The organism is Bradyrhizobium sp. (assembly GCF_049586575.1).
GTDB lineage: Bacteria > Pseudomonadota > Alphaproteobacteria > Rhizobiales > Xanthobacteraceae > Bradyrhizobium.
Window position 1 is genome coordinate 1 of record NZ_JBAVCF010000145.1, and the last position, 7670, is coordinate 7670.

Consider the following 7670-nt stretch of genomic DNA (forward strand, 5'->3'; position numbering starts at 1 on the left):
CCTTTTACCAGCCCCTGGGCCTGAACTGCCTGAGGCGTGGCAAGAAGCAGCGCAAGATTTGCTACCATGTACAATCCCGGTAGCAGGCGCGCGGCCGGAGTTGGGCGGATCATTTCAGGCTCCATCTAACTATGGTCTGCTGCGATGGGGGCTTTGAATCGCCCACCGTAGACAACATTATCGTTACCGCGTCGGACGAGTCCACGGCCGCATCGTCGCGCCAGGAGTTGGCGATTTGTTCGGCGAGCAGTTGAGCGGAGGGTCGGTGTGACGCCGCACAGCCAGATTTCGCCCGTTGCGTTTGCAGCGCAACAGGGCACCTTTTATCTGGCCGGATCGTCGACCCCCGACGCCGGGTGCGACGAAACGCAACGATAGTTCTAACGCCGTTCGAAGCCTGATTTCTCGACACCGGCGGCCAATTCTGGTCTGATCTACCGATTAAAATCTTCGCGCCGACCTGCGAATGCAGGGCCTGCCGGTGGCATCGGCCAAACGAAGTGCAAAATAAAAACAAAGCAAAGCAACATATGGAGGGAATGCGATGTCCAGGAGAAGGCTTTCTCGACGGCAGTTCGTGGCCGCCACTGCGTTGTCATCGGCGGCGCTGATTGCGGCGCCCTATATTCGAGCTGCACACGCGGCCGGCAAGCTCTCGATCGGACTCTGGGATCACTGGGTTCCCGGAGCCAACAAAACCTCCACCGCGATCGTGAATGAATGGGCGGCGAAAGAGAAGGTCGAGGTATCCATCGATTACATCACCAGCCAGGGCAACAAGAACCTGATTACCATCGCAGCCGAGGCTCAGGCCAAGTCCGGCCATGACATTCTGGCGATGCCTACCTGGTGGCCGCACGCGAATTCCGACCAGCTCGAACCTATCAACGACGTGATGGAACCGCTGATCAAGCAGAACGGTGCGGTCAACGGAACGGTCCAATATCTCGGACAGCTCGACGGCAAGTGGCTCGGCGTTCCCATCTGCCTCGGCAGCCAGATCAAAGGCCCCTGCTCCCGGATCGACCTGATGAAGAAATATGCCAACATCGACGTGCAGGAGATGTACCCCGCCGGCAGCCCGCCAAAAGCCGACAATTGGACGATGGATACCTTCTTGAAAGCGGCCGAAGCCTGCAAGAAGGGTGGATTTCCCATCGGCATCGGGCTTGGCGAAACCTCCGATTCGGTCGATACGGCCGGCGCGATATTCCAGTCTTTTGGCGCCGAACTCGTCAACGCCAAAGGCGACCTGACCGTAAAAACCGACGATGTCCGGCAGGCTCTCGAATTCTATAAGAAGCTGATCCCGCTTCTTCCGCCGGACGTGGCCGCATGGGACGACGCCTCGAACAACAAATGGCTAATCGCCGGCAAGGGCGCGATGATCCTGAACCCGCCAAGCGCCTGGGCCGTTGCCAAGCGCGATGCGCCGGAAATCGCGGCGCAGTGCTGGACCCACGGGTTCCCGTCGGGACCGAAGGGCCGCTTCGCGCCGTTCCTGCCTTTTTTCCTCGCACTCTGGAATTTTTCCAAGAACAAGGAAGCGGCGAAAAGCCTGCTGACGCATTTGTCGCAGCCGGCATCGATCGAGCGGCTGGTGGGAGCAAGCGGCGGCTACGACCTGCCGGCATTTGAAAAGCTCACGACGCTCAAGGTCTGGGCCGAGCAGGAGCCACCCAAGGGAACACTTTTCCACTATCCCAACCCGTATAACCACCAGAAGCTCTCGATTGCGGCGTCGCCTGCGCCGCCGAAGATCGCGCAGCAGATTTATGCCCAGGCCACATTGACCAAGATGTGCCTCAAATACGCGCAGGGAGCAAAAATGGAAGACACCCTCGCCTGGGCGGAAGGCGAGTGCGAAGGCTTCATGCGAAGCTGAAACCAAGGCGGCCGCGGCGACTGTCTTGCAGCACGCTCGCGGCCGCTTTCTCTTGAGCCGACTATCGGCATGCCGGCTCTCCCGGTGAATGATCCTGCAAAGAAGGCGCACCATGGTCGACGTCGTACTTCAACAGGGCAGTGTTCGGGGCGTCCGGCGCGCTAACACGCGCACGAGATTGCACAACGTGCTGAAGCGGAAGTCGACGGTAGCGTTTTTGATGGCGTTGCCGCTGATCCTGCTCGTCGCCCTCCTGGTGATTTATCCGGCTTTTTATGCGATCCATCTGGCGACGCTGAACAAGTCGATGACCAGGTTCGTCGGCCTGGGCAATTTTCAGTTCCTGTTCAAGCGCAACACGTTCTGGATGGTAGTGGAGCAATCCTGCATCTTCGCCGTCACGGCGGTGGTCTTCAAGGCGCTGATTGGCTTCATCGTCGCTCATTTCGCCCACAACATTCCCTCCAAGAAGCAGCGTAAGTGGCGTGGCATGCTGCTCGTGCCCTGGGTAATCCCGCCGGCCATGAGTACGCTCGCCTGGTTGTGGCTGTTCGACCCCTCTTACAGTGCCTTCAATTATACGCTCGGCTTTTTCGGCATCGGACCGATCTCATGGCTGGGTGAGGCCGGCTGGGCCCGCTTCTCGGTTATTCTGGTCAATGTCTGGTATGGCGCGCCGTTTTTCATGATCATGTACCTCGCCGCGCTGAAATCGGTGCCGGAGCAGCTTTACGAGGCTGCTGCCATCGATGGCGCGAATTGGTGGCAACGCATCTGGTATGTGACGTTACCGATGATGCGTAACATCATTGCGATTACGACGCTGTTTTCGCTGATCGTGACGTTTGCGAATTTCGACATCGTGCGAATCCTGACTGCCGGTGGACCATTGGATCAAACCCATTTGTTTGCGACCTGGGCCTTCAAGATCGGCATCGAAGGCAGCGACATTCCGCTCGGCGCGAGCGTCTCGCTGTTCATGGCGCCGATCCTGGCGGTCGCTGCGTACTTTATCCTGCGCGATGTCTCCAAACGCGGGAACGAAGCCTGATGGACGCGCTTGCGGTCGACAAGGCAGGTCCCCGGCGCAAGGTCAACTATGGCAGTATGAGCCGGGACCGCGTCTGGGCGCTGCGCTGGTCGTATTTCTTCCTCACGCTGTTTGCGGTGATTGCGCTATTGCCGCCGGTCTACATGCTGATCACCTCGCTCAAGAGTAGCGCGGAAATCTCGGCGGCGACCGATCCGTGGTGGGTATTCCATCCGACCCTGTCGAACTACGTCGAGCTGTTGTCTTCGAACCAGTTCCTGCGCTTTTTCTGGAATTCGGCGATAATCTCCGTCGTCGTGGTGGCGGTTACCATGCTGATCAGCGTGCCGGCGGCATTCGCACTGGCTCGGATGAAGTTCTGGGGTTCGGCAACGCTCGCAACGGGCGTGTTCCTGACCTACCTCATTCCGGACAGTCTCTTGTTCATTCCCTTGTTCAAGATGTTCGCGCAGTTCGGGAATTGGACGGGAATCCAGCTGATCAATCGGTGGTACGTGTTGCTGTTCATCTATCCGACCCTGACCGTTCCGTTTTGCACCTGGATCATGATCGGCTATTTCGCTTCGATCCCGAAGGAACTGGACGAGGCGGCGATCATCGATGGCGCCTCGTGGTTTCAGACACTGACCCGCATCTTTATTCCGGTTGCCCTGCCCGGCCTGATTGCCGCAACGATCTTCGCTTTCACCGTCTCATGGGCGCAGTTCCTGTATCCGCTGGTTTTCACCACCTCCACGGATCAGCTGGTTCTGCCCGTCGGAATCATCACGACGCTGATCAAGGGCGACGTCTTCAATTGGGGACAGATCATGACCGGCGCCCTGCTCGGCGCCGCGCCGCCGCTCGTCATCTATGCCTTCCTGATGGACTACTACATTGCCGGCCTCACTGCCGGCGCGACAAAGGGTTGATAAGTCTATGGCCGAAGTGAGCTTGCATAAGGTCATCAAGCGCTACGACGATGTCGAGGCTGTATGTGGCATCGACCTCGACATTTTCGATCACGAATTTGTCGTGCTGGTGGGACCTTCGGGCTGCGGCAAGTCGACCACGCTGCGAATGATCGCAGGGTTGGAGGATATCACTGACGGCGACATCATGATCGGCGGCGATATCGTCAACGATGTGCCGCCAAAGGATCGGGACATCGCGATGGTGTTCCAGAATTACGCGCTCTACCCGCACATGACCGTCGCCGAGAACATGTCATTCGGGTTGCGATTGAAACGTTATCCGAAAGCGGAGATCAAGGCACGGATCGACGAAGCCGCCCGCATGCTGGATATCGTCGAATTGATCGATCGCAAACCCAAGCAGTTATCGGGTGGCCAACGCCAGCGTGTGGCGATGGGGCGCGCGATTGTCCGAAATCCGAAAGTCTTTCTGTTTGACGAACCGCTTTCCAATCTCGACGCCAAGTTGCGGGTGCAGATGCGGATCGAGATCAAGAAGGTTCATCAGAAAGTACGGACGACCACCGTCTACGTTACCCACGACCAGGTTGAAGCGATGACGCTTGCCGACCGGGTCGTGGTCATGAATAAAGGCCGCATCGAGCAAATCGGAACACCGCAGGAACTTTATCACAAGCCGGCCACCCGATTTGTGGCAGCCTTTATCGGTTCGCCCGCGATGAATTTCCTGCCTTGCCGGCTCGAAGAGACTGCCGGGCGGTTGCATATCCGGCTGACGGAGCAGGTTGCTTTTCCGCTGCCGCCAGCACGTGCGGCGCGCTATCAAAATGCCAAGCCGGACCAAAAACTGCTGCTGGGCTTACGGCCTGAGCATATCACGGAGGCGAAAGCCCACGCCGAACCTGGAGTTGAGGCTTTCGATGCCACGCTGGATGTGACCGAACCGATGGGTAGCGAGACGCTGATTTACTTCACCCTTGCGGACAAGCTGGTCTGCGGAAGGGTCAATCCCAATGCTTGTGCCCGCGACGGCGAAGCGCTCCGCTTGGCGGTGGACCTCAACAATATGCATCTGCTAAATGAGGTCACCGGCGCCGTTATTTGATGGTTATACCGCCGGCGGACAAGGCTAGCGGAATGACAACTAACAAAAAGAAAATTTTCATCACCCAAACGATGGCGGCGGGCGGTCGCGCGCTCCTGAGAGAACGGGACGACATCGAGCTCATTGAATTTCCAAATTTGATTTCGGCCACCGATTTCGAGGCGCTGTTGAAGGCGCATGCGCCGGTCCATGGCGTCGCGCTCGGCGCCACCCGTTTTGGCGAGACGGAGCTTGAGGCAGCAAAGGACATGAAGGTCGTCACAAGGATTGGCGTCGGTTTTGACGCAGTCGACGTCCCTGCCCTCAGCCGCCGCAAGATTCCGCTGATGGTGGTTGGAATCGCCAATTCGCCTTCGGTGGCGGAACAAGCCTTGTTCATGATGCTGACGCTTGCCAAGCGCGCCAACGAATTGCATGCGCTGGTCAAGGACGGTCAATGGAGCACGCGGCTGAGCAAATTGCCTTACGATCTCTACGGCAAAACCGTCCTCATTATCGGCTTTGGCCGGATCGGCACGCGCACCGCAAAACGATGCCTCGCCATGGAAATGAACGTGCTGGTTTACGATCCCTATCAGACGGCGGCGGAGATCAGGAATGCCGGTTATGAGGTGGCAGCCGATCTGGATGGGGCGCTGCCGCGGGCGGACTTTGTCAGTATCCACTGCCCGAAGACGCCGGAGACGGTCGGGATGTTCAATGGCGCCAGATTGAAACGCATGAAGCCGTCGGCCTATCTCATCAACACGGCGCGCGGCGGCATTATCGACGAGGCCGCACTCTATGACGCGCTCAGCTCCGGCAAACTGGCAGGCGTCGGTCTTGATGTGTTTGGGCAGGAACCGCCGCCGGTGCCGAACCCGCTCTTTGAATTACCCAACGTGATCATCGCGCCCCACGTTGCGGGCGTCACCTGGGAAGCCGTGGACCGGATGAGCGAACAGACCGCACGCAATATTCTGAGTGCACTGGACGGCGCCCCGATACGGCAGAACGTCATTAATCAAGACGTGCTCGCCTGACCGCCGGAAGGAGATACCTTTCTCGGCCTCACCTGACAAAACTCAGCCTCAATCCGGCGACACAAAGCGCGGCAGGTTCGCGGAATTGGCCGCGTTATCCGGGCTTACGGAGGCTAAGCGATTGACTGAAGGCGACCCCACCGACCACGCGCTTGCGACTATCGCCAGCATCCTCGACCAAACGGCTTCGCCGCGCGAGGCTGCGCGAGCTGTTGCGGATGAGAAAGCGGAAAAGCCAGCGCCGGGCACCGAAGTTGATGGCTATTGGAAAATCGGTCCTGGGCCAATGGAGGCGATCCGCTTCAAGTGGACCGTCCGCCGCGAAGGCGACGATCGATACTTCGTGGACGAAACTATCGGCGACAATTCCCGCTCCATCACGAGCGGGCCGATGTCAGCCGACGCCGCTGTCAGGTTCGTCGACGACCAGGCGAGCGAAGCGCGGCAGCGATTTGAATCGCTCAGGAACGAAATGGCCGGACGCGCAGCCGCAGCCGACATCCTCCGCAAAGGCGGTGGCTGAGACGACTGCCTCTCAAGAAGTCAGGCCCTGCGGACGGCCTGATCCGGCTTACCCAGAAAGTCCCTTTTGGCGAGTTCGACGCCGCAATGGCGGAGGATGTCATAGGCCGTTGTCACGTGAAAAAAGAACTGCGGCACGCTGAAGGTCAGCAGCAACGATTGGCCGGCAAATTGCCGCGTCATGCCGTTACGGAATGTAAAGACGACGTCTTTTTCTTCGGTGCCATCGATTTTCGATCGAGGTATGTTGGCGAGGAACTACTTCACCGTCGCAATGCGCGCTTTCAGTTCGCCAATATCGGGTTCGGTTTCGGGAAAGACCGGCGGATCGGCGTCGGCAAGTAGCGCACAGGCGAGCATGGCGTGTCGGTTGGCTTCGTCCACCTGACGGATAAGATTATACATGTTGGGATAGAGCCGCGCGTTGAGCAAAACGGAGGGGGCAATCTTTCGCTTTTCGGCGTCAGCGGCTGCGAGGTCCAGCAGATCGGACAGGCTGTTCAAAAAATGAGTGAAAACTCCGACCGAAGCCTGGTGCATTGAGATGGTCATGTTCACGATCCCCTTCGCGCTGAGCAACCCGCTGATAGGTGGAATTTCCCCGCAAGTCCATGTGATCACGCATTTGGGCCGCGAGGCCGGATCAAGAGAAGAATGATGATTAGGATTTACTTCTGTCTTGTCGCCGTCGTCGCGCTGCTTGCGCCCTCGGCACAGGCCCAGCAGCTCACGCGGCTTGAGGCGATCGTCAAACGCGGAACGTTGCGCGTCGGGATGACCGGCGACTATGCACCCTTCAGCGCATTTGATCCGGCAACATCGACCTTTCGCGGCTTCGACGTCGACATGGCAGATGGCCTCGGTAAAGCGCTCGGTATCAGGGTTGAGTATGTGCACACGGTGTGGCCGCAACTGAGCCGGGACTTTGAGGCGGATCGTTTCGATGTCGCGATGGGAGGCATCTCGATCACACCGGAACGAGAAAGCAAGGGCAGCTTCTCAGTTCCCATCATGCAGGAAGGCAAAACGCCGATCGCGCGGTGCAAGGATTTCGGCAAATTCCAGACCTTGGCCGACATCGACAGGCCCGGCACACGGGTGATCGTCAATCCCGGGGGCACCAATGAACGATTTACCCGCGCCAACATTAAAAGAGCTCAAATCAGGATTT

At 58.5% G+C, this 7670-nt stretch carries 7 protein-coding genes and 1 pseudogene; 7 read left to right on the forward strand and 1 reads right to left on the reverse strand.

From position 1 onward, the window contains the following. The first annotated feature begins 544 nt into the window (after positions 1–544). From WB528_RS05235 to WB528_RS05260, 6 genes are all read left to right on the forward strand, one after another. Positions 545–1885: an ABC transporter substrate-binding protein gene (locus WB528_RS05235; protein ID WP_423887364.1), complete on the forward strand. Its 1341-nt coding sequence runs from the start codon at positions 545–547 to the stop codon at positions 1883–1885. A gap of 112 nt (positions 1886–1997) precedes the next feature. Continuing rightward, positions 1998–2936 carry a carbohydrate ABC transporter permease gene (locus tag WB528_RS05240; RefSeq protein WP_423887365.1) on the forward strand — a complete coding sequence of 313 codons (939 nt, stop codon included), beginning with the start codon at positions 1998–2000 and terminating at the stop codon, positions 2934–2936. Then, the gene (locus WB528_RS05245) at positions 2936–3847 is read left to right on the forward strand and encodes a carbohydrate ABC transporter permease (RefSeq protein WP_423887366.1); all 912 of its coding nucleotides are present in this window, start codon (positions 2936–2938) and stop codon (positions 3845–3847) included. The genes WB528_RS05240 and WB528_RS05245 overlap by 1 nt, the downstream gene beginning before the upstream one ends. A 7-nt stretch (positions 3848–3854) precedes the next feature. Continuing rightward, a complete protein-coding gene (locus WB528_RS05250; protein ID WP_423887367.1) occupies positions 3855–4955 on the forward strand; it encodes an ABC transporter ATP-binding protein in 1101 nt (366 codons plus the stop codon). Positions 4956–4987: 32 nt separating this feature from the next. Continuing rightward, complete coding sequence (locus WB528_RS05255) at positions 4988–5977, forward strand: hydroxyacid dehydrogenase (RefSeq protein ID WP_423887368.1); 990 nt, start codon at positions 4988–4990, stop codon at positions 5975–5977. Positions 5978–6098: 121 nt separating this feature from the next. After that, the gene (locus tag WB528_RS05260) at positions 6099–6500 is read left to right on the forward strand and encodes a hypothetical protein (protein WP_423887369.1); all 402 of its coding nucleotides are present in this window, start codon (positions 6099–6101) and stop codon (positions 6498–6500) included. A gap of 20 nt (positions 6501–6520) precedes the next feature. On the opposite strand, the pseudogene WB528_RS05265 reads toward WB528_RS05260, so the two are convergent. Then, positions 6521–7051 (reverse strand): annotated as a pseudogene (locus tag WB528_RS05265) (DUF1993 domain-containing protein). A 102-nt stretch (positions 7052–7153) separates the two neighbouring features. Here WB528_RS05265 and WB528_RS05270 point away from each other — a divergent pair. Then, a partial coding sequence (locus WB528_RS05270; RefSeq protein WP_423887370.1) for a transporter substrate-binding domain-containing protein occupies positions 7154–7670 on the forward strand: 517 nt, incomplete at its 3' end.

Bases quoted from the DNA above. Each gene is read 5' to 3' on its own strand.
- WB528_RS05235 (WP_423887364.1), top strand. From the start codon at position 545: ATGTCCAGGAGAAGGCTTTCTCGACGGCAGTTCGTGGCCGCCACTGCG.
- WB528_RS05250 (WP_423887367.1), top strand. From the start codon at position 3,855: ATGGCCGAAGTGAGCTTGCATAAGGTCATCAAGCGCTACGACGATGTC.
- WB528_RS05255 (WP_423887368.1), top strand. From the start codon at position 4,988: ATGACAACTAACAAAAAGAAAATTTTCATCACCCAAACGATGGCGGCG.
- WB528_RS05245 (WP_423887366.1), top strand. From the start codon at position 2,936: ATGGACGCGCTTGCGGTCGACAAGGCAGGTCCCCGGCGCAAGGTCAAC.
- WB528_RS05240 (WP_423887365.1), top strand. From the start codon at position 1,998: ATGGTCGACGTCGTACTTCAACAGGGCAGTGTTCGGGGCGTCCGGCGC.